Origin of the sequence: Paracoccus cavernae, from assembly GCF_042430175.1 — a bacterium.
Classification (GTDB): Bacteria; Pseudomonadota; Alphaproteobacteria; order Rhodobacterales; family Rhodobacteraceae; genus Paracoccus; species Paracoccus cavernae.
On the sequence record NZ_JBHMDZ010000005.1, the window covers coordinates 77,596 to 97,562 of the forward strand.

The window sequence follows — 19,967 nt, forward strand, 5'->3', positions numbered from 1 at the left end:
GCCTGCGTCAAGATCCGCCGCCGTCAAGAAAAGAGCCCGTCGGGTCAATCCGGCGGGCTCGTCCGTTTTCAGTTGCCGGCCTGCTGGCGCGCCAACCATTGCTCGAGCCAATGGATCGAGTAATTGCCGGTCTGGATATCCGGCTCCTGCATCAGCGCGGTAAAGAGCGGCGTCGTCGTGTCCACGCCGTCGATGATCAGCTCGCCCAAGGCGCGCGACAGACGGGCAAGCGCCTCTTCGCGGTCGCGGCCATGTACGATCAGTTTCCCGATCAGGCTGTCGTAATAGGGCGGGATCTTGTAGCCGTCGTAGATCGCGGAATCGACCCGCACACCCAGACCGCCCGGCGCGTGATACTGCGAGATCCGGCCCGGGGAGGGCGAGAAGTTCGGCAGTTTTTCCGCATTGAGGCGCACTTCGATCGCATGGCCGCGAATCTTCAGGTCTTCTTGTTTGAATTCCATCGGATAATCGGCCGCGACGAGGATTTGCTGGCGGACCAGATCAACGTCGAAGATCGCCTCGGTCACCGGATGCTCCACCTGAAGGCGGGTGTTCATCTCGATGAAGTAAAACTCGCCATGCTCGAACAGGAATTCGATCGTACCGGCGCCGGCATATTGGATCTTCGCGCAGGCATCGGCGCAGATCTTGCCGATACGCGCGCGCTGTTCGGGCGTGATCACCGGTCCCGGCGCTTCCTCGAGCACCTTCTGGTGGCGGCGCTGCAACGAGCAATCGCGCTCGCCCAGATGGACCGCACGACCCTTGCCGTCGCCGAAGACCTGGATCTCGATATGGCGCGGGGTCTGGAGGTATTTCTCGATATAGACGTCGGGATTGCCGAAAGCGGCCTTGGCTTCGGAGCGCGCGGTGCGGAACGCAACCTCGAGCCCGTCGGCATTCTCGGCGACTTTCATGCCGCGGCCACCGCCACCGGCAGTTGCCTTGATGATCACCGGATAGCCGATCTCATCGGCAACCTTGAGCGCATCCTCGACGCTGTCCACACCGCCGGTCGAGCCGGGAACGCAAGGAACGCCCAGCTCGCGCATGGTTTCCTTGGCGGTGATCTTGTCGCCCATGATGCGGATATGCTCGGCGCGAGGGCCGATGAAGGTGATGCCGTGATCTTCCAGCATCTGCGCGAAATGCGCGTTTTCCGACAGGAAGCCGTAGCCCGGATGGACGGCTTGAGCGCCGGTGATTTCGCAGGCCGCGATGATTTCGGGCATCGACAGATAGCTGTCGGCCGAAGGTGGCGGGCCGATGCAGACCGATTCGTCGGCCATACGGACGTGCATGGCATCGGTATCGGCGGTCGAGTGGACCGCGACCGAAGCAATGCCCATTTCCCGACAGGCGCGGATCACGCGGAGCGCAATCTCGCCGCGGTTGGCAATGAGAATCTTATCGAACATCAGCCCCTCACTCGACAACCACGAGGGGGGTTCCGTATTCAACCGGCGTGCCGTCATCGACCAGAATGCGGCGAACCGTACCGCTGCGGGGCGCGGGAATGTGGTTCATGGTTTTCATCGCTTCGATGATCAGAAGCGTATCGCCTTCCTTGACCGGCTGACCGATCGTGATGAAGGCGGTCGCACCCGGCTCGGGGGCGAGATAGACGGTACCGACCATCGGCGAGGTCACGGCGCCCGGCAGGCTGGCCGGATCGGCATTCGCCGGAGCGGCGGCAGCGGCGGCAGCGGCGGGCACGGCAGCCGGAGCAGCTGCGGCAGCAAGCGGCGCGGCAACCGCGGATTGCACCACGACCTGCTGTTTGGATTGCTTGGACAGGCTGACCGTCAGACGATCATTCTCGCCGTATTCCCGCTTTACGGACAGCTCGCTCAGCTCGCTGCGGTTCAACAACTCCGCCAGCGACTGGATGAATGCGACATCACCTTCATGCGGGCGAGCGTGCACTTCATTCTGTTCGTGATCTTTGCTCATGCGGTCCTCTGCCAATTTCGTTCAAGCCGCGTTCTATATGCGCGGCGGGTCACGGTCTTATAGACTGTCATCGCCCACAAGGAAAAGGGATTTACCTTAGTTCCTGCGTTTCCAGCGGCGATGGATCCAGAGCCATTGCTCCATATGAAGCCGGATCAGCGCTTCGAGATCATCATTGAGATATTGCATCATTTCAGCGGGCTCGCCATGCGGAACCGGCTCGCCGACAAGGACGGCAAAGCTGACCCCGTCCGGCTGGCGGATCCCCGAGACAGGCACGACCAGCGCATCATAGCGCAAGGCGAGCTCGGCGGGCGTCAGAACGGTTTTCGTGGGCAGGCCGAAAAACTCGAGCTCGGCGCCTTTGCCGTCATATTGGTCGAACCCCAAAGCCAGCCAGCCGCCGCCTTTCAAAAAGCGCAGCATCGCCGCAAGTCCCGAGCGGCCGCGCGGGAAAAGCGGCTCCGCAATCGCCTTCATCGCGGGGATGTAATGCTCGTTGAACGCCTCGTTGTTCATCGGGCGGTAAAGCGCGCCGATCGGCCAGCCGCGGGCATGAAGCGCCGCGCGGAAGGCGTCGTAATTTCCGAAATGGGCGCAGGCGATAATGACCGGACGGCCCGAAATCGCGGCCTCCTCCAGCGCGGGCAGGCCCGGGCCGTAAAGCGGATCCGAGGCCTGAATGCGGTCGGTGAATTCTTTGCCCGAATAAATCTCGGCGATCGAGCGGCCGGCATTATTGGGCACGGCGCGCATCAAATGGCGGACTTCTTCAGGTGAAAGATCGGGGCGGGCCAGCGCCAGATTGCTGCGGATGCGCTTTCGCCATCCCGCCAAGGGCCCGAGAATATGCGAGAAAACCCAGCCCACGGTCGCAATCCGGCGCTCGTAGGGCAGCCAGCCCGCAAATTTCATCAAGCCCAGAAAGGCCGCATTGCCGATGCGGTCGGCGAGCGGCGGCTTTTCGTCGATATCGTCGGAATCGTTGGTCATGTCGCCTTTTTCATGGCCTGAGCTTCTCGTGTCCAGACATAGATACCGGCAGAGACCACGACAATAGCTCCGGTGATGGTCCAGAGATCAGGGATGCTGCCCCAAAAGAGCCAACCCCAAAAGCCGGCCCAAATCAAACCAGTATAGCCGAAAGGTGCGACCGCGGCGGCCTCGGCCAAAGTGAAAGCGCGAATCAGGAGGGCCTGCGCCACGGTTCCGAAAACCCCGATCAGCAAAAAGGCCCAGAGATCACCCGTCGCGACGGGCTGCCAGAAGAAGGGCAGCAGAATGCTGGTCGTGACGACGCCGAAGGTCGTCGTCCACAGAACCGAGGTTGCGACCGAATCCACCCGCGCAAGCCGCGTCAGGATCGCCCCGCCCGCATAGCTGAAAGCCCCCAGAAGCGGCAGGATCGCGGCAGGATGAAAGACTCCGGCACCCGGGCGGATGATGATCAGCGCCCCGATCAGGGCGACGACAATGCCGATGATGCGGCGCGGGCCGATTTTTTCACCAAGAAAAACCGCGGCGGCCAACGTGATGAGGACGGGGTTGCAATCCATGATCGCGGTCGCCTCGGCCAGACCGATGTAAGCGAGCGCGGTAAAGAAAAAGCCGACCGATCCCATTTGCGACAGTGCGCGCAACAGCTGGATCTTGGGCACCTGCGAGCGGAAGGAGCGCCCGAGGTCCGGCCCCAGAACCGCGGCGACGATCACGAAATTGGTGAAATAGCGGGCCCAGATGATCTGGACGGGGTGGTAGCGGCCGGCAAGGAACTTCGCCGTCGCATCCATCAGCGTAAAGGTGAAAATAGCGACCAGCAGCAAGATGATGCCCTGTGTCTGCGCGGAATGGCCGCTGACATTTTGCGGTTCCCGACCCAGCCCCAGAAGGGATCTCACTTGCCCGAGCAGGGACATTTCGCCGTCCTTCGTCGCCGTTTCCACAAGAGACGCCGGACCCTGAAAACCAAGGGTCCGGCGTGTTTTCAACATGACTTCAATGTACTACGCGAAGGACTTCGCGTAATGTCGAGCAATCAGAGCAGGTCTTTTGCCTTGGCGACAACATCCTCGGCGGTGATGCCGAACTCTTTGTAGAGCACCGGTGCCGGAGCGGATGCGCCAAAGCCGGTCATGCCGACAAAGGCCGATTTCGCCTCGTTGCCGCGCTCGCCGAGCAGGAGCCAGTCCCACGACATGCGCACGGCGGCTTCGATGGCGATACGGACGGTGCCTGCCGGCAGAACCTCGGCGCGGTACTCGACCGGCTGGTCGCGGAAGAGCTCCATCGAGGGAACCGAGACGACACGCGTGGGCACGCCCTGCGCTTCGAGCGCGTCACGCGCCGCAACCGCGATTTCCACCTCGGAGCCGGTCGCCATCAGGATGACCTTGGCTTCCGCGCTGGCTTCGCGCAGCACATAGGCGCCGCGTGCGGTCAGGTTTTCTTCCGTATGGGTCACGCGCAGCGTCGGCAGGTTCTGACGCGAGAGCGCCAGCACCGAAGGGGTGCTTTCGGTATTGAGCGCCAGCTCCCATGCCTCGGCGGTCTCGATCACGTCACAGGGGCGGAAAACCCAAGTGTTGGGCGTCGAGCGCAGCATGGCAAGATGTTCAACCGGCTGGTGGGTCGGACCATCTTCGCCAAGGCCGATGCTGTCATGGGTCATGACATAGACAACCGGAACGCCCATCAGTGCCGACAGACGCATCGCACCGCGCGCGTAATCGGTGAAGCTCATGAAGGTGCCGCCGTAGGGACGGAAACCGCCATGCAGGTAGATGCCGTTCATCGCCGCAGCCATACCGTGTTCGCGGATGCCGTAGTTGACGTAGCGGCCCTTGCGGTCGCTGGCGGTGAAGTTGGCCATCACCTTGGTTTTGGTGTTGTTCGAGCCGGTCAGGTCGGCCGAACCGCCCATGGTTTCGGGCAGCTCTTCGTTGACGATCTCGAGAACCATTTCGCTGGCCTTGCGGGTCGCGACTTTCGGCTTTGCCTCGCTCGACTGCGCTTTCAGTGCGGCCAGAGCGGGGGCGAGCTTCTCGCTGATCTCGCCCGAGACGCGGCGCGCGAATTCCTCGCGGGCAGGGCCGTTCATCGCATCGACGCGGGCGTTCCATGCGGCACGCGCTGCCGATCCCTGCGCACCGATCGCATTCCATTCCGCGCGCAGATCGTCGGGAATGACGAAGGGGCCGTATTCCCAGCCGTAAGCGGCGCGGGCAGCAGCGATTTCTTCGGCACCGAGCGGCGCGCCATGGGCACCCGAGGTGTCTTGTTTCTTCGGAGCGCCGAAGCCGATGATGGTTTTGCAATCAACCAGAACCGGACGGTCGTCCTTGCCCGAAGCCGCATCGGTCAGGGCACGGTCGATATCGGCGGCATCATGGCCGTCGCAGGACAGAACGCGCCAACCCGAAGCCTCGAAGCGCTTGTGCTGGTCGGTCGCATCCGACAGCGAGACGCGGCCGTCGATGGTGATGTCGTTGTTGTCCCACAGAACGATCAGGTTCTTGAGCTTGAGGTTGCCGGCAAGGCCGATCGCCTCCTGGCTGATGCCCTCCATGAGGCAGCCGTCGCCGGCAATGACCCAGGTCTTGTGCTGGCAAAGCTCTTCACCGAACTGGGCGCGCATCGCCTCTTCGGCAATGGCCATGCCGACCGAGGTGGCAATGCCCTGGCCGAGCGGGCCGGTCGTGGTCTCGACTCCCTCGACATGGCCGTATTCGGGGTGGCCTGCGGTGATCGCGCCCCATTGGCGGAAGTTCTTGATCTGCTCGAGGCTCATCTGCTCGTAGCCGGTCAGATGCAGCAGTGCATAGATCAGCATCGAGCCGTGGCCGGCCGACAGCACGAAGCGGTCGCGGTCGAACCAGTTGGGCGCGGATGCGTCGAATTTCAGGTGGTTGCGAAACAGAACCGTCGCGACATCGGCCATGCCCATCGGCATACCGGGATGCCCCGAGTTCGCTGCTTCGACAGCATCCATTGCGAGGACGCGAATGGCGGTTGCGAGGCGCCAATGCTGCGGGTCAGCCAGACGGCGTTGGGCGATGTCCATGACGATATTTCCATGAAAGTTGTGGCGGCGCCTCCCTGATAGGCAGGGCGGGGTCCGGTTGCAACCCAAGCTTGCCGAAACCGCAACAAACTTGGGCCGGATTGCCGGATTTCCCGCATCTAGCCGCAACGTCGGGGCCGGCATTGCGGCGCGACTTCCGCGCGGCAAGGCGCGGCAGGGGGATCGAATGCGGGTGACGAAAGGCGTTCGGAAAATAACTTTATGCAAAAATGCAAAACTGATTGCTTAAAATTATTGGGAATGGGATTGGATATGTCAGACAATTGTCTCATGGAGTGAGGGGACCATGACTAAAGGGAGTGAGACGACCGTTCATCCGGTCGATGAAATTCTGCCGCCGTTGAAAATGACGACGCTCGGCCTGCAGCACGTTCTTGTGATGTACGCCGGCGCCGTGGCGGTGCCGCTGATCGTCGGAAGGGCGCTGAAACTATCGCCCGAAGACGTGGCGTTTCTGATCTCGGCGGACCTGTTCGTCTGCGGGATCGCGACGATCATCCAGTCTTTCGGCATGACGCGCTACTTCGGCATCAAACTGCCGGTAATGATGGGCGTGACATTCGCCTCGGTCGGCCCGATGGTCGCCATGGCCAATGCCAATCCCGGCCCCGAGGGGGCGAGGATCATCTTCGGCGCGATTATCGGGGCAGGGATCATCTCGATGCTGATTGCGCCTTTCATCAGCCGGATGCTCAAATTCTTCCCGCCGCTGGTGACGGGGGTGATCATTCTGGTGATCGGCGTCACGCTGATGCGGGTGGGCGTGAACTGGATCTTCGGTACGCCCGTCGGCCCGACTGCACCCAAGACCGTCGACCCGCTGGCCACCGCATGGCTCAGCCATATCAACGATTTGGCGTCGCAGGGTACGGTTCCGGCCGCACCGGCAGGGCTCAAGGTCGCGCCGAGCATCGACAACCCGGCCTATGCCAAGCCGCTCAACGTCATGATCGCCGCCGTGGTTCTGGTCGCGATTTTGCTGATCGCGCGTTTTGGCAAAGGCTTTGTCGCCAATATCGCCGTGCTTCTTGGCATGTTGATCGGTGCGCTTCTGACCATCGTTCTGGGTCAGATGACCTTTGAACATGTCGCTGATGCGGCATGGTTCGACGTGATCAAGCCGCTCCACTTCGGCATGCCGATCTTCGAGCCGGTGACCATCATCACCATGGTGCTCGTCATGATCGTGGTCATGATCGAATCGACGGGGATGTTCCTTGCTCTGTGCGACATGACCGGCAAGCGCCTCACGCCCGAGATGCTCTCGGCGGGTCTGCGCACCGATGGTCTGGGCACCGTGATCGGCGGCCTGTTCAACACCTTCCCCTATACCTCGTTCAGCCAGAACGTCGGTCTGGTCGGTGTGACGGGCGTGCGCTCGCGCTATATTTGCGTCATGGGCGGCGTCATCCTGATCATCTTCGGCCTGATCCCCAAGATGGGCGCGGCAGTCGAATCCCTGCCGACCGCAGTTCTGGGCGGCGCGGGTCTGGTCATGTTCGGCATGGTTGCCGCAACCGGCATCCGCATCCTGTCGACGGTGGATTTCGCGGGCAACCGCAACAACCTCTTCGTCGTCGCGGTCTCGCTCGGCTTCGGGATGATCCCGCTGGTCGCGCCGGACTTCAAACAATGGATGCCGCATGCGATCCACCCGCTGATCGAATCGGGCATTCTGCTCGCAACGATCGCGGCCGTCGCGCTGAACGCTTTCTTCAACGGTACCGGCGGCTCGCTCGAGGACGCCAAACACGCCGCGAGCCTCGCGGATCACTAAACGCCTTTCCGGCGCCTCCGTTAACGCGGGGGCGCCGGGATCGGTTTGATGCGGAGCCGCGTGATGCGGTTCTCGCGTCGGCCGAGAACCTCGAAGCGGAAGCCCTCGAAGGAAAAGACCTGTCCCGGCATCGGGATCGACTGCGCCATATGGATGACCAGACCCGCAACGGTATTGGCCTCCTCGTCGGGCAGATGCCAGTCGAGCGCGCGATTGAGATCGCGGATCGTCATCGCACCATCAACCAGATATTCGCCCGAGATATTGGGCCGCAGGGTCGGGTTCTGCTCGACATCATATTCATCGGCGATCTCGCCGACGATTTCCTCGATGATATCCTCGAGCGTCAAAAGCCCGCGCAGACTGCCGTATTCGTCGACAACCAGCGCGAAATGCCGCCGCCGCTTGAGAAATTCGCGCAATTGCTCGTCGAGCGTGCCGGTCTCGGGGATGAAGTAGGGCAGCTTCGCCACCGCCATCACATCGACATCGGCCAGCGTGCCGCCGTTGTGGACCCGCCGGTTCACCGCCCGCAGCAGATCCTTGACATGAAGGACGCCGACAATGTTTTCGCGCTCGCCGCGGTAAAGCGGCAGGCGGCTATGCGCGCTGGCAAGCACCAGATCAAGGATCTCGTTCGCGGGAAGATCGGCATCGACCATCTCGATTTTGGAGCGGTGGAGCATGATTTCCTCGACCCAGCGATCCCCCAGATCGAGCGCGCCCATCAGGCGGTCGCGGTCCTCTTTCTCGAGCGTTCCGGCAGAGCGCCCGAGCGCGAGCGCGCCCGCGATCTCGTCTTGCGCCGAATAGCTCGCATCCGTGGCGGCCGCGCTGGTGCCGCGCAGGGAAAAGGCCCTGTCGAGCAGGCCGCGCGCAAGGGAAACGGCAGGACCGAAAGTACGGTAGAGCGGCCCCACCGCAGGTGCCAGACGTCGCGCCACGGCCTCTGGCGCGTGCCGTGCCAGCCCGCGCGGCACCAGCTCGACCAGCGCGAGGATGACCAGCGTCATCACCAGCGCCGAAATCACCGGACCCGCGCGGCCGTAGCGCTCGACGAAAAGCGCGGTTGCGAAAATCACGGCCAGAATTTTGACCAGACCGCCAAGGATCAGCAGGACCGCACCCAGCGGATCACGCTCTTCGGCGAGGCTGAGGGCGAGGGAGGCATTCGGCTCGGCGCGATCGGACAAGGCCTTGAGTCCGGCCTTGCTGCACAGGTGAAAGGCGGTTTCGGCAGCGGCGAGAAATGCCGAGACCAACAAAAGCGCGGCAATGACCGCAAGCTCGAACCAGATCGCCGGTCCCGCGCCGGTCACGGCCCCCAAAGCCGCATCGCTGCCACTCATCACGCGTCCTCTTCGCCGTCCTTTTTGTCGTTCTCATCTGCATCATTCCCGCCATCTGCGCCCTTTCGGGCCAGAGGATGGTGGTTGAGCACCAGATCGCGCATCCGCGCATCGAGAACATGGGTGTAGATTTCCGTTGTGCCGAGATCGGCATGGCCCAGAAGGGTCTGGATCGCGCGCAGATCGGCCCCGCCTTCGAGCAGATGGGTGGCGAAAGCGTGGCGGATGACATGGGGCGACACCCGATCGGGCGCAATCCCCGCCGCGGCCGCAATCTGGCCGGTCAGCCCGTGGAAAGCCTGACGGGTCATATGGCCTTCGGCGCTCGCCGCGGGAAAAAGCCAGCGTGCGCCGCGTCCCTCGACCAGTTTGCCGAAGCTGCTGTCGCCTCCCGCATTGTCTCGCTGCTCCAGCCATGCCGTCAAAGCGCGGCGGGCAGGCGGGCTGAGCGGCACCATCCGCTCCTTGCCGCCCTTGCCGCGGATCAGCAAAAGCTCGGGATTGCCGCGACAGGATGCGACCGGCAGTTCGACCAGTTCGCTGACCCGCATGCCGGTGGCATAGAGCATCTCGAACAGCGCCAGATTGCGCGCGCGCTCCACCGGATTGCGACCGACCTGCGGCAGGGCCGCGAACATTGCGTTGATCTCGTCGCGCGAAAGGGTACGCGGCAGACGTTGCGCGCGGCCCGGACCGCTGATGCGCACCGCCGGATCATCCTCGCGCCAGCCTTCGGATTGGGCGAAGCGGGTAATTTGGCGGATCGCCGACAGCCTGCGGGCCCGCGTCGCCCGCGACAGGCCCTGTGCGTCGCAAAACCCGAGGTAATCTTCGATATCGTCGCGCGAGACGATCTGCAGCGACAGCCCGTGCCCCGCCATCCAATCCGCGAAATCGCGCAGATCGCGCCCATAGGCGAGCAGGGTGTTGCGCGCCGAACCCGCCTCGGCGGCTTGCGCATCGAGAAAAGCCGAGATGCGGCGGAAATCCTGCGCGGGACCCGATGCGGCCTGCGCGCCCGCCTTGCCTGCCTCGCTCACTCCTGATCCGCCATCCGCGCGCCGAGGATCAGCTCGACCGCCGCCTGACGGGCGATGTCGTCCTGTCCGAGCGCACGCAGAACCCGCAGGCCCTGCGCCGCGCGGATGTAATCACCTTCGGTACCGGCATCGACCGCCGCGACCGCATCGAGCAAAGCCTCGCCCTGACGATTGGCGGCGATGAGCTGGCTTGCCTGTTCGGGCAGTCCTTCGCCAGCCTTGCCGGTGAAAGCACCCGCCAGAAGGGCCGTCGTCTCGCGGCTTTCGACCGGAGGCGGCCCCACGGCTTTGCCGGTCGCGAATGCGATCAGCCATTGGTCGCCGGCCGAGGCACCCACAGGAGCTGTCTCGATCGTCTGGGCCTGATCGGCGGCCAAAGCGAGCCACATCGCGATCATGCCCGCTCGGCCCGAAGGCGCGAGCGCGGCGGTTTCTGCCCCGACCATATCGGCCAAGGCATAGAAAAGCCCGCCCTGACGCATCGCGTCGAACGCTTGCGGCAGGCTGCCTTCGACCGCATCGCGGTCGCGCGTGGCCAAAGCCTCCTCGAGGGTCTGGAAGGCGCTGACGCGGTCCCAAACCCCGCCCGATGCGGCGGGTTCCTGCAAAAGATAGATCTCGCGCAGCTGCGAGGCGGGGATGGCGCCGGCGCGCGCCAGACGCTCGGCCGCGTCGATCTGAGCCTTCCAGCCGCCATTGTCGTCGAGATCGAACAAGGCGAAAGCCAGCGGCAGATTGGCGGAGGGCAGGGGCTGGCCGATCGCCTCGTGCAGCCGGTAGATCAGCGGGGTCACCGTTGCGGGCGGGGTCAGGACCTCGGCGCTGTCGATATAGCCGTCGTCAAGGAAATGCGACAAAAGCCGCGCGGTATCGGGGTCGATCCGGCCAAGCGTCTCCGCGCCGTAATGGACGAGCGAGGCCGCAGCCCAATCGCCGCCAAGCGCCAGACAGAAGATCCGCGCCGAAAAGCTGGGCGCGATCCCCGGTGTGAGGTCCATCGTCTTGCAGGCCTGCGCCTCGTTGCCCGACAATAGCGCAATGTCGAAAAGGCGGCGGAAGCGTTCGGGATCGCCCGGACCGGCGCGCAGCAAAAGGTCCTGCGCCGCGCGGGTTGCCCCCATATCGAGAAGCTTGTCGACACGGGCCAGAAACAGCGCGCCCTCGCTTGCGGGATCGGGCGCCTTGGGCGGATCGAGCTGTGCGGCCAGCACCCGCCGCAGCAGGCGCCGCAAAGCGGGCAGATGCGGGCTCTGGCGCGCAACCTGTGCCGCTAGTGCCCGCGATTCCCCGTCGCCCCACAATCCGGCCGGAAGCCCTGCCGAGCGCGGCGAGACCGTGCCCATCGTATCGGGATTGTTTTCTCCCAGACGCGTCACCCCGACCGGCTCGACCGAGCCGGTGCGGGCGAGATCCTTGCTCTTGCCTTTGACTTTGGGGCGTGCATCGCCCGGACGCCATGCCGAGCGGTTGTCGGGCTCCTGCACGCTGCCCGACAGCCAATCGCTTGCCGAAAGCGGCTCGCGCGCGGCCGCCTCCTGTGTCAGGGCGGCAAATCCTGCCGCCAGTAGCCAGATCTTGGGATCAGTCCAGGTCATTGGCTTGCGTTTGGCCCTCTGCGCCCGTTTCGACAGGCGCCTGCTCTGCCTGCGGGGCTTCGGCTTCGCCGGTCGCGGCCTCGCCCTCGACAGGTGCGGCCGGTGCCGCCTGACCCGCGCCGAGGTCCAGCTCGACCGGCACCCGCATTTCGGTCGGCGCGGCTTCCATATCGCCCAGATAGGCATATCCTGCGAGCCCGCCAATCGCGAGAACCAGCAAAACAACGATCAGTCCAACAAGCCGCATTCCAAATCCTTCGGTCTCAGTCTTATATTTCATTCCGGCCGTGGCCACTCGCTCTGGAATATATATGGCATTGCGTTAAAGAACACGCCATTCAGTCAAACCATTCATCGAAAAGCCCAAAGGACCGCAAATGCGCCGCAATATCGTGCTGATCGGAATGATGGGGGCCGGAAAAACCGCCATCGGCACGGATTTATCCCGAAAACTGCACCTGCCTTTCGTCGATACCGATGCAGAGATCGAACGTGCGGCAACCATGTCGATCACCGAAATATTCGCCCGCGACGGCGAAGCCTTTTTCCGTGCCCGCGAATCGGAGGTGCTGACGCGCGTCCTCTCGGGGCCGCCCTGCATCGTCTCGACCGGCGGCGGGGCATGGATCCAGCCGCATAACCGCAACGCCATCCGCGAGCGCGGGATCTCGGTCTGGCTCACCGCCGATCTCGAGACGCTCTGGCACCGCGTCAAGCTGCGCCCGACGCGGCCGCTTTTGCAGACCGCCGATCCGCACGGTACACTCGCGAAACTTCTGGCCGAGCGAACCCCGATCTATGCCGAGGCCGATATCACTGTTTTCGCGCAGCGCAACGACACGATCGACGAGACCTCGAACCGCGTGATCGAGGCGATCCGCGCCAAATACCCCGAAGCTCTGGAGAAGAAATGACTGTAGACAAGGTTCACGTCGATCTCGGCAGCCGCTCTTACGATGTCGAAATCGGGCAGGGGCTGATCCACGAGGCGGGCACGCGCATTGCCGCGATCTTCGGAGCCCGCCGCGCGGCGATCGTGACCGATGCCACGGTCGCGCCGCTCCATCTGGAAAGCCTTCAGGCCGCGCTTGAGCAGGCAGGGATCACGGCCGAAGCGCTGGTTCTGCCCGCTGGCGAGGCGACCAAGAACTGGGCCGATCTGGGGCGTACCGTCGAATGGCTCTTGGGCCAGAAGATCGAGCGCAAGGATATCGTCATCGCATTCGGCGGCGGCGTGATCGGGGATCTGGTGGGCTTTGCCTCGGCGATCTTGCGGCGCGGCGTGCGCTTCGTGCAGATCCCGACGACGCTTCTGTCGCAGGTCGACAGCTCGGTCGGCGGCAAGACCGGCATCAACAGCCCGCAGGGCAAGAACCTGATCGGGGCCTTTCATCAGCCGACGCTGGTTCTCGCAGATATCGACGTGCTCGACACGCTGACGCCGCGCGATTTTCTGTCGGGCTATGGCGAGGTCGCCAAATACGGGCTTCTGGGCGATGAATCCTTCTTCCGCTGGCTCGAAAAGAACGGCCCCGCTCTGGCCCGCGATCCCGCTTTGCGCGCCGAGGCCGTGCGCCATTCGGTCGCCATGAAGGCGGGGATCGTCCAGCGCGACGAGACCGAACAGGGCGAGCGCGCGCTGTTGAACCTCGGCCATACTTTCGGCCATGCGTTGGAATCCGCGACCGGTTACTCCGACCGGCTGCTTCATGGCGAGGGCGTGGCGATCGGCTGTACGCTGGCCTTCGATCTCTCGGCGCGGATGGGGCTTTGCGCGCAGGAGGCCCCGTCAAGGGTCGCGGCACATTTCGCGGCCATGGGCATGCCCTCGCGCATTTCCGATATCCCCGGCGATCTGGCCGATGACGAGGCGCTGATCGCGCTGATGGGGCAGGACAAGAAGGTGCAGGACGGCAAGCTGCGCTTTATCCTCGCGCGCGGGATCGGCGAGGCTTTCGTCACCGACGAGGTCGATTTCGACCAACTGCGGGCGGTGTTACGCGAATCGCGCGGCTAGGCTCGGCCAACGGGACAGAAAAAAGGCGGGCCGGAGCCCGCCTTTTTTGTACTCGCACCAAAGTCAGCGCTTGTCGGCCTGTTCCTCGGGCGAAGGATCGCGCGAGGCATTGCTGATCACCAGACCGCGGCTGCGGTCGCGACGCAACGCGGCGCGGCCCAAAAGCATCATCGTCACCGGCGTGGTGATCAGGATGAAAATCCCGATGATGATCTCGTGCAGGATCAGCCGCCCGTCGAGCAGCGAGAACATCAGCATCGAGCCGATGATGATCGCCAAGGTCCCGCAACTCGCCCCGAGGGTCGGCGCATGGAGGCGCTCGTAGAAGCTGCGGAAGCGGATCAGCCCGATATTGCCCATCAGCGCAAGGCTCGCGCCGATGATGAGCAGGATCGCGATGATGACGGCCGCCCAGGGCGGGATGGTTTCAAGATGGTTGTTCATTCGATCACCTCGCCGCGCATGAGGAATTTCGCCAGCGTCACGGTTGCGACAAAGCCCAGAATGGCGATGACCGCGGCGGCCTCGAAGAAAAAGACGTTGCCGTTATCCATGCCGATCACGAGGAAAAGCAGCATCGCATCGACATAAAGCGTATCCATCGCCAGCACGCGGTCTTGCGCGCGCGGGCCCTTGAGCATGCGCCAGCTCGCCAGCGCGAAGGCCACGATCAGGCAAAGCTGGGCATAGGTGAGGGCGAAATGCAGAAATGCGGCGGCGCTCATTCGAAAATCTCCATCAGCAGGCCCTCGTAGCGGTCGCGGATGATGCTTTGCCAATCCTCGCCCTCGCGCAGGTCGAGGATATGCATCAAAAGCTGTCCCGCCTCGGGGTCGTATTCCACCCAAGCCGTGCCGGGGGTCGAGGTGATGATGACCGACAAAAGCGCGAGGCCGTTGCGGTCGCGCAGGCGCAGATCGATCAGGATGAAGCCCGGATGGCGCTCGGGGTCGTTCGGCCCGCGCGTGATCAGCTTGGCGACGGCATAGTTGGATTTCATGATGTCGATGAAGACACGGAAACCCAGCGTGAACAGCGCTTTCCAGCTGTGGATCTCGACGCGCTTCGGACGCAGCCGGCTGACCACCCAGCCCGCGAGCACCGAAATCGCCGCCCCGAGCAGGAAGTTCCCGAGCGAGAAGCTGGTGAGGATCATCCACATCACGACCAGCGCCGCGCTGAGGATCGGATGGGGGATCGAACGCGCGATCATTGGCCGCCTCCCATGCTGTCGGCCACGACCGGAGCCGAGAGAACCGCATTGCGGTAGACGGCAGGCGTACTCAGATCCTGCGCGGTGGCATCGGTGTAATGCAGCAAGGGTCCGGATTTCACGGTCTGGAAAACGATCATGGCAAGGATCAGGAGCACCGGCCCGATTTCAAGCGCCAGCACGCGGGTCGGCGGGTTCTCGGAGACCCAGAAACGCCGGATCCCCAGACGCACCAATGCGATCATCACCGCAAAGCCCGAGACGATCAGCAGCGCGGCATAGACCCACAGGATGACGGGGATCATGCCGTTGATGCCGGCATTGTCGTGGAAGGCGCCGCTCATCATCGCGACCTTGCCGACAAAGCCCGGGAAGGGAGGCAGGCCCGCGAGCATGGCCGAGATCAGCACGAAGCTGACGCCGAGCGCGGTCCAGGGCGCGGTGCGGGTGGTGGCGGGAGCCTCCTCATCCTCGACCGTGCCCATCATCGGGGCCCAACGCTCGAGCACGGGGTCCGAGATCTGGGCATCGTCTTCCTCGACGCGCCCCTCGATCCCGCGGCTGATCGGTTCGGAGAGCAGGAAATAGGCCCCGATCGCTATGGTCGAGCCGATCATATAGTAGAGCGCGCCCGAGAGGATCTGCGCGCCGCCGCCCAAAAGTGAAATGCCCACCGCCGTCAGCACCGTTCCCGAGGAGATCAGCGCGATATAGCCGCCCTTGATGCTCACGCCCTGCGAGCCGAGCACCCCGATCATACCGTAGGCCATCGTGGCCATGCCGCCGACGATCAGGACCGGACCGCCGAAACCGGCCGAGCTTCCGGCGTCATGGCCGAAGGTCAGCGTGACCAAACGCAAGATCACATAGAGCCCGACCTTGGTCATGATCGCGAAAACCGCAGCGGCAGGCGGCGAGGCTGCCGTATAGGTCGGCGGCAACCAGAAGCACAAAGGCCAGACCGCCGCCTTGGTCAGGAAAGCCATGCCCAAAAGCGCGGCCGCCGCATGGAACAAGAGCCGCTGCGGCTCGTCGAGCAGCGGCACCACGCGCGAAATATCGGCCATATTGAGCGTGCCCGTCGTGCCGTAGACCAATGCCGCGCCAAGCAGGAACAAGAGCGATGCCGCAAGGTTGATCGCGATGTAATGGAGGCCCTGCTTGATCCGCTCGACCCCCGAGCCGTGCAGCATGAGCCCGTAAGAGGCCGCGAGCATGACCTCGAAGAAAACGAAGAGGTTGAAGAGGTCTCCGGTCAGGAAGGCACCGTTCACCCCGGCCAGCAAAAGCTGGAACATCGTGTGGAAATGCTGGCCTTTGCCCTGCCAGCCCGCAGCGGCATAGATCAGCGAAGGCAGCGCGATCAGCGTGGTCAGCATCACCATCATTGCCGAAAGCCGGTCGACAACCAGAACGATGCCGATCGGCACCGGCCAATCGCCCAGAAGATAGGTCGCGACGATGGTCTGGTTGGTCGCGTCGCCCTTGACCCGCGCGATCAGCTCGAGCGAGATCAGAAACAACGCCCCGATCGCGGCAAAGCCGATCCCGAGTTTGGTTTTGCGCTGGCGGTCGTCGTAAAACAGCATCAAGGCGCCCGCGACCAGCGGGATCAGGATCGGCGCGACCAGAAGATGCGCGGGAACATAAATGTCGTCTGGTGTCATTGGTCGCGCTCTTTTCCGTCAACATGGTCGGTCCCCGTCGCACCGCGTGCGGCGATCATGACGACCAGAAACAGGGCAGTGGTGGCAAAGCTGATGACGATGGCGGTCAGAACCAAAGCCTGCGGCAAGGGGTCGGCATAGGTCGTGGGATCGACGAAACCGCCCTTGGGCATGATCGGCGCCGCGCCGACATAAAGCCGGCCCATCGCGAAGATGAAGAGGTTGACGCCATAGGCCAGCAGGCACAGCCCGATGATCAGTTGGAAGGTCCGCGGCCGCAGGATCAGCCAGACGCCCGAACCGACGAGAACGCCAATGGCAATCGCAAGGATGAATTCCATCAGGCGGTCTCCTCTTCGAGCTTCGCGAGCTCATCGGTATCGGCGGATTCGCGTTTGCGCGGCCCGATCCGCATCGATTGGTGGGCGATGGCGATCAACATCAGAACGATCGCTCCGACAACCAGCGAGAAGACCCCGAAATCGAACATCATCGCCGTCGAGAAGGGCACTTTGCCGATCAGGGGCAGATCGACATATTGCGCATGTGCCGAAAGGAACGGATAGCCGAAGATCCATGCGCCCGCGCCCGTCGCGCTGGCTGCGGCCAGACCGACCGCCATCCAGCGCACCGGCAGGACGGTCAGACGCGCCTCGATCCAGCGTACGTCGGATGCGAGATATTGCAGCAAAAGCCCGATGGCGAGGGTCACACCCGCCGCGAAACCGCCACCCGGAAGGTCGTGGCCGCGGAAGAACAGATAGGCCGCGAGCAGAATGATCGGCGCAAAGAGCCACTGCATCAGCACCTGCGGCACATAGAGATAGTTATAGAGCGTCGATTCATTGGCCTCGCGCTGGGGCGAGGGCGGCTCGACGCTTTCGGCCGACGGACGGAAACGGCGCAGCAGGGCGAAGCAGGTCAGACCCACCGCGGCGAGAACCGTGATCTCTCCGAATGTGTCGAAGGCGCGGAAGTCCACAAGGATGACGTTGACGACGTTGGTGCCGCCGCCCTCGGAATAGGAATGGCGCAGGAACCAGTCGCCGATCGAGCCGCGCGGCGTGGTCAGGAGCACCGCCAACGAAATCGCCGTGGCCGCCGAGCCGCAAGCAATCGCGATCAACAGGTCCGAGCGGCGACGGATGCGGGCGCGCAGGCTCTGGTCGCGCGGGATGGAGGGGTCGCGCTTGGGCAGCCAGCGCAGGCCCAGAAGCAGGAGCACCGTGGTCACGATTTCGACCAGAAGCTGGGTCACGGCCAGATCGGGCGCGGACAGCCAGACAAAGGTCGCGCAGGTCACAAGCCCCGCGCCGCCCATCAGGATCAAAGCGGCAAAGCGGTAGTAATTGGCCTGCCATGCCGCGCCGATCGCGCAGATCGCGCCGACAATCCAGAGCAGGCCGAAGATCGCCTCGCGCACCGCGATGCTCGGCATCGGGATGTTCCAGTCCAGCCGCAACAGCGCCATCCAGCCCATGAGCAGGGTCAGCAGGATCAGGATGCGCAGCTGCGCCTGAAGCCCGCCCGCCGTGAGCAGGCGCAGAAAGCTGCGCGGCCCGTTCAGCGTCATGCGTGCAATCACGCGGTCATAGATCTTGGCGCCCTTGATCATGCGCATGAAGGGCGGTCCCTCGGGGCCGAGCTCGATCCGGCTCCAGCCCAAGGCGCAGATCACCGCGCCAAGCGCCATGGCGATCAGGCTCATGACCAGAGGAATGGTGAAACCGTGCCAAAGCTTGAGGCTGTAATAGGGCAGGTCGGGCCCGAGTACGGCGGTGGAGGCCGCGCCCAGCCAATTGCCGATGGTCACGGCCGGGAAAATGCCAACGCAAAGGCAGATCACCACGAGCACGGTAACCGGCCAGCGCATCAGGGCAGGCGGCTCGTGCGGCAGTTTCGGCAGCGCCTTGGTGGTCGGGCCGAAGAAGACCGAAATGACGAAACGCGCAGAATAAGCGACGCTGAGCGCACCGGCCAGCGTCACGAGATAGGGCAAGGCCGCATCAAGGCCGCTCGGATTGTTCCAGTCATAGGCCGCCTCGAAGAACATCTCCTTGGAAAGGAAACCGTTCAGAAGCGGGATCCCCGCCATGGCCGCCGAGGCGAAAATCGCCAGTGTTCCCGTCACCGGCATATAGCGGAAAATCCCCGAAAGCTTGCGCATGTCGCGCGTGCCGGTCTCGTGGTCGATGATCCCCGCGATCATGAAAAGCGAGGCCTTGAAAGTCGCATGGTTCACGAGATGGAAGATCGCCGCGACAATAGCGAGCGGGCTGCCGATACCGGCCATGGCGGTGATCATGCCGAGGTGGCTGATCGTGGAATAGGCGAGAAGCCCCTTGAGATCATGCTGGAAAAGCGCGGCAAGCCCGCCGATCAGCAGGGTCAGGACACCGACTCCGGTCACGATCTGGAACCACAAATCGGTCCCGCCAAGCGCCGGTTCGAAGCGGATGAGCAGGAAGACCCCCGCTTTCACCATCGTCGCCGAATGCAGATAGGCCGAAACCGGCGTGGGCGCGGCCATGGCATTGGGAAGCCAGAACTGGAACGGGAATTGCGCCGATTTGGTAAAGGCCCCGATCAGGAAAAGGACCAGCACCGGCACATAAAGCACATGTTCGCGGATCACCGCGCCCGAAGACAGGACGGTATCGAGATTGTAGCTGCCGACGATCTGGCCGATCAGGACCATCGCCACCAAAAGGCACAGCCCGCCCGCGCCGGTCACGATCAGCGCCATCCGCGCCCCGTCGCGCGCGTCCTGACGGTGGTGCCAATAGCCGATGAGCAGGAAAGAGGTCAGACTGGTCATCTCCCAAAAGACAACCAACATGATGATATTGCCGGACAAAAGCACGCCGCTCATGGCACCGGCAAAGGCCAGAAGACTGGAATAGAACCGCGCGATCGGATCATCGGGGCTCATGTAAAAGCGGGCGTAAAGGACGACCAGAAGACCGATCCCCGCAACCAGCACCATCACCAGCCACGAAAATCCGTCGATGCGGAAGCGCAGATTGAGTCCAAGCGTGTCGACCCAGGCAATTGTCGAAACGACCCTGCCGCCGTCGGCAACCTCGGGGGCGAGCGTGGCGAGGATGCCCAGCATCGCCGCCATGGTCAGCCCCGAGATCCAGGCCTCGGCATTGCGCGCCGTACTGGAGAGGGTCGCGGCGGCTCCGGCCGCGAGGAACGGCAGAATTACCAACATGATCAAGAGGTTCTGCCCGGCCATCCCCGTCCTTCTTCCGATTATCTATATTTGG

At 63.5% G+C, this 19,967-nt stretch carries 18 protein-coding genes; 3 read left to right on the plus strand and 15 right to left on the minus strand.

Features of this window, described 5'->3' with window-relative positions:
• Positions 1-68: 68 nt before the first annotated feature.
• The 5 genes from accC to tkt all read right to left on the minus strand — a co-directional run bounded on the left by accC (position 69) and on the right by tkt (position 6,016).
• Positions 69-1,421, minus strand: a complete 1,353-nt coding sequence (gene accC / locus ACFFUC_RS05810) for an acetyl-CoA carboxylase biotin carboxylase subunit (RefSeq protein WP_377684406.1) — start codon at positions 1,419-1,421, stop codon at positions 69-71.
• Positions 1,422-1,428: 7 nt separating this feature from the next.
• Positions 1,429-1,956, minus strand: coding sequence for an acetyl-CoA carboxylase biotin carboxyl carrier protein (gene accB, locus ACFFUC_RS05815; protein ID WP_377684408.1), 528 nt, complete (start codon positions 1,954-1,956; stop codon positions 1,429-1,431).
• Positions 1,957-2,052: 96 nt separating this feature from the next.
• On the minus strand, positions 2,053-2,949 hold the full coding sequence (locus ACFFUC_RS05820) for a lysophospholipid acyltransferase family protein (protein WP_377684410.1): 897 nt from the start codon (positions 2,947-2,949) through the stop codon (positions 2,053-2,055).
• Entirely contained in the window at positions 2,946-3,872 is a 927-nt protein-coding gene (locus ACFFUC_RS05825; protein WP_377684411.1) for a DMT family transporter, read from the minus strand. The genes ACFFUC_RS05820 and ACFFUC_RS05825 overlap by 4 nt, the downstream gene beginning before the upstream one ends.
• Before the next feature lie 119 nt (positions 3,873-3,991).
• The gene (gene tkt, locus ACFFUC_RS05830; protein WP_377684413.1) at positions 3,992-6,016 is read right to left on the minus strand and encodes a transketolase; all 2,025 of its coding nucleotides are present in this window, start codon (positions 6,014-6,016) and stop codon (positions 3,992-3,994) included.
• A 307-nt stretch (positions 6,017-6,323) separates the two neighbouring features.
• Between tkt and ACFFUC_RS05835 the strand changes: the two genes are divergently transcribed.
• On the plus strand, positions 6,324-7,814 hold the full coding sequence (locus tag ACFFUC_RS05835; protein WP_377684415.1) for a nucleobase:cation symporter-2 family protein: 1,491 nt from the start codon (positions 6,324-6,326) through the stop codon (positions 7,812-7,814).
• Between the two features lie 20 nt (positions 7,815-7,834).
• On the opposite strand, the gene ACFFUC_RS05840 is transcribed toward ACFFUC_RS05835, so the two are convergent.
• From ACFFUC_RS05840 to ACFFUC_RS05855, 4 genes are read right to left on the minus strand one after another with little or no spacing between them, the layout of a single operon-like run.
• Entirely contained in the window at positions 7,835-9,163 is a 1,329-nt protein-coding gene (locus tag ACFFUC_RS05840; protein ID WP_377684417.1) for an HlyC/CorC family transporter, read from the minus strand.
• Positions 9,163-10,203, minus strand: a complete 1,041-nt coding sequence (locus ACFFUC_RS05845; protein ID WP_377684419.1) for a tyrosine recombinase — start codon at positions 10,201-10,203, stop codon at positions 9,163-9,165. The genes ACFFUC_RS05840 and ACFFUC_RS05845 overlap by 1 nt, the downstream gene beginning before the upstream one ends.
• Complete coding sequence (locus ACFFUC_RS05850; RefSeq protein ID WP_377684421.1) at positions 10,200-11,798, minus strand: hypothetical protein; 1,599 nt, start codon at positions 11,796-11,798, stop codon at positions 10,200-10,202. Before ACFFUC_RS05850 ends, ACFFUC_RS05845 begins: the two co-directional genes overlap by 4 nt.
• On the minus strand, positions 11,785-12,045 hold the full coding sequence (locus tag ACFFUC_RS05855; RefSeq protein ID WP_377684423.1) for a hypothetical protein: 261 nt from the start codon (positions 12,043-12,045) through the stop codon (positions 11,785-11,787). The genes ACFFUC_RS05850 and ACFFUC_RS05855 overlap by 14 nt, the downstream gene beginning before the upstream one ends.
• Before the next feature lie 130 nt (positions 12,046-12,175).
• Between ACFFUC_RS05855 and ACFFUC_RS05860 the strand changes: the two genes are divergently transcribed.
• Together ACFFUC_RS05860 and aroB are read left to right on the plus strand one after the other, a co-directional pair.
• Complete coding sequence (locus ACFFUC_RS05860) at positions 12,176-12,712, plus strand: shikimate kinase (RefSeq protein WP_377684425.1); 537 nt, start codon at positions 12,176-12,178, stop codon at positions 12,710-12,712.
• Positions 12,709-13,815: a 3-dehydroquinate synthase gene (gene aroB, locus ACFFUC_RS05865; protein WP_377684426.1), complete on the plus strand. Its 1,107-nt coding sequence runs from the start codon at positions 12,709-12,711 to the stop codon at positions 13,813-13,815. Before ACFFUC_RS05860 ends, aroB begins: the two co-directional genes overlap by 4 nt.
• 63 nt (positions 13,816-13,878) lie before the next feature.
• On the opposite strand, the gene mnhG is transcribed toward aroB, so the two are convergent.
• From mnhG to ACFFUC_RS05895, 6 genes are read right to left on the minus strand one after another with little or no spacing between them, the layout of a single operon-like run.
• On the minus strand, positions 13,879-14,259 hold the full coding sequence (gene mnhG, locus ACFFUC_RS05870) for a monovalent cation/H(+) antiporter subunit G (RefSeq protein ID WP_377684428.1): 381 nt from the start codon (positions 14,257-14,259) through the stop codon (positions 13,879-13,881).
• Positions 14,256-14,540 (minus strand): K+/H+ antiporter subunit F, encoded by a 285-nt coding sequence (locus ACFFUC_RS05875; RefSeq protein WP_377684430.1) that lies wholly within the window; start codon positions 14,538-14,540, stop codon positions 14,256-14,258. The genes mnhG and ACFFUC_RS05875 overlap by 4 nt, the downstream gene beginning before the upstream one ends.
• Positions 14,537-15,028, minus strand: a complete 492-nt coding sequence (locus tag ACFFUC_RS05880) for a Na+/H+ antiporter subunit E (RefSeq protein ID WP_377684431.1) — start codon at positions 15,026-15,028, stop codon at positions 14,537-14,539. Before ACFFUC_RS05880 ends, ACFFUC_RS05875 begins: the two co-directional genes overlap by 4 nt.
• Positions 15,025-16,695 (minus strand): monovalent cation/H+ antiporter subunit D, encoded by a 1,671-nt coding sequence (locus tag ACFFUC_RS05885; protein ID WP_377684433.1) that lies wholly within the window; start codon positions 16,693-16,695, stop codon positions 15,025-15,027. The genes ACFFUC_RS05880 and ACFFUC_RS05885 overlap by 4 nt, the downstream gene beginning before the upstream one ends.
• Entirely contained in the window at positions 16,692-17,036 is a 345-nt protein-coding gene (locus ACFFUC_RS05890; RefSeq protein WP_377684435.1) for a Na+/H+ antiporter subunit C, read from the minus strand. Before ACFFUC_RS05890 ends, ACFFUC_RS05885 begins: the two co-directional genes overlap by 4 nt.
• A complete protein-coding gene (locus tag ACFFUC_RS05895; RefSeq protein WP_377684437.1) occupies positions 17,036-19,936 on the minus strand; it encodes a monovalent cation/H+ antiporter subunit A in 2,901 nt (966 codons plus the stop codon). Before ACFFUC_RS05895 ends, ACFFUC_RS05890 begins: the two co-directional genes overlap by 1 nt.
• Positions 19,937-19,967 lie beyond the last annotated feature (31 nt).

Bases quoted from the DNA above. Each gene is read 5' to 3' on its own strand.
- ACFFUC_RS05835 (WP_377684415.1), top strand. From the start codon at position 6,324: ATGACTAAAGGGAGTGAGACGACCGTTCATCCGGTCGATGAAATTCTG.
- ACFFUC_RS05885 (WP_377684433.1), bottom strand. From the start codon at position 16,695: ATGACACCAGACGACATTTATGTTCCCGCGCATCTTCTGGTCGCGCCG.
- tkt (WP_377684413.1), bottom strand. From the start codon at position 6,016: ATGGACATCGCCCAACGCCGTCTGGCTGACCCGCAGCATTGGCGCCTC.
- ACFFUC_RS05825 (WP_377684411.1), bottom strand. From the start codon at position 3,872: ATGTCCCTGCTCGGGCAAGTGAGATCCCTTCTGGGGCTGGGTCGGGAA.
- ACFFUC_RS05850 (WP_377684421.1), bottom strand. From the start codon at position 11,798: ATGACCTGGACTGATCCCAAGATCTGGCTACTGGCGGCAGGATTTGCC.
- accC (WP_377684406.1), bottom strand. From the start codon at position 1,421: ATGTTCGATAAGATTCTCATTGCCAACCGCGGCGAGATTGCGCTCCGC.
- mnhG (WP_377684428.1), bottom strand. From the start codon at position 14,259: ATGAACAACCATCTTGAAACCATCCCGCCCTGGGCGGCCGTCATCATC.
- aroB (WP_377684426.1), top strand. From the start codon at position 12,709: ATGACTGTAGACAAGGTTCACGTCGATCTCGGCAGCCGCTCTTACGAT.
- accB (WP_377684408.1), bottom strand. From the start codon at position 1,956: ATGAGCAAAGATCACGAACAGAATGAAGTGCACGCTCGCCCGCATGAA.
- ACFFUC_RS05860 (WP_377684425.1), top strand. From the start codon at position 12,176: ATGCGCCGCAATATCGTGCTGATCGGAATGATGGGGGCCGGAAAAACC.
- ACFFUC_RS05820 (WP_377684410.1), bottom strand. From the start codon at position 2,949: ATGACCAACGATTCCGACGATATCGACGAAAAGCCGCCGCTCGCCGAC.
- ACFFUC_RS05875 (WP_377684430.1), bottom strand. From the start codon at position 14,540: ATGAGCGCCGCCGCATTTCTGCATTTCGCCCTCACCTATGCCCAGCTT.
- ACFFUC_RS05880 (WP_377684431.1), bottom strand. From the start codon at position 15,028: ATGATCGCGCGTTCGATCCCCCATCCGATCCTCAGCGCGGCGCTGGTC.
- ACFFUC_RS05890 (WP_377684435.1), bottom strand. From the start codon at position 17,036: ATGGAATTCATCCTTGCGATTGCCATTGGCGTTCTCGTCGGTTCGGGC.
- ACFFUC_RS05895 (WP_377684437.1), bottom strand. From the start codon at position 19,936: ATGGCCGGGCAGAACCTCTTGATCATGTTGGTAATTCTGCCGTTCCTC.
- ACFFUC_RS05855 (WP_377684423.1), bottom strand. From the start codon at position 12,045: ATGCGGCTTGTTGGACTGATCGTTGTTTTGCTGGTTCTCGCGATTGGC.
- ACFFUC_RS05840 (WP_377684417.1), bottom strand. From the start codon at position 9,163: ATGAGTGGCAGCGATGCGGCTTTGGGGGCCGTGACCGGCGCGGGACCG.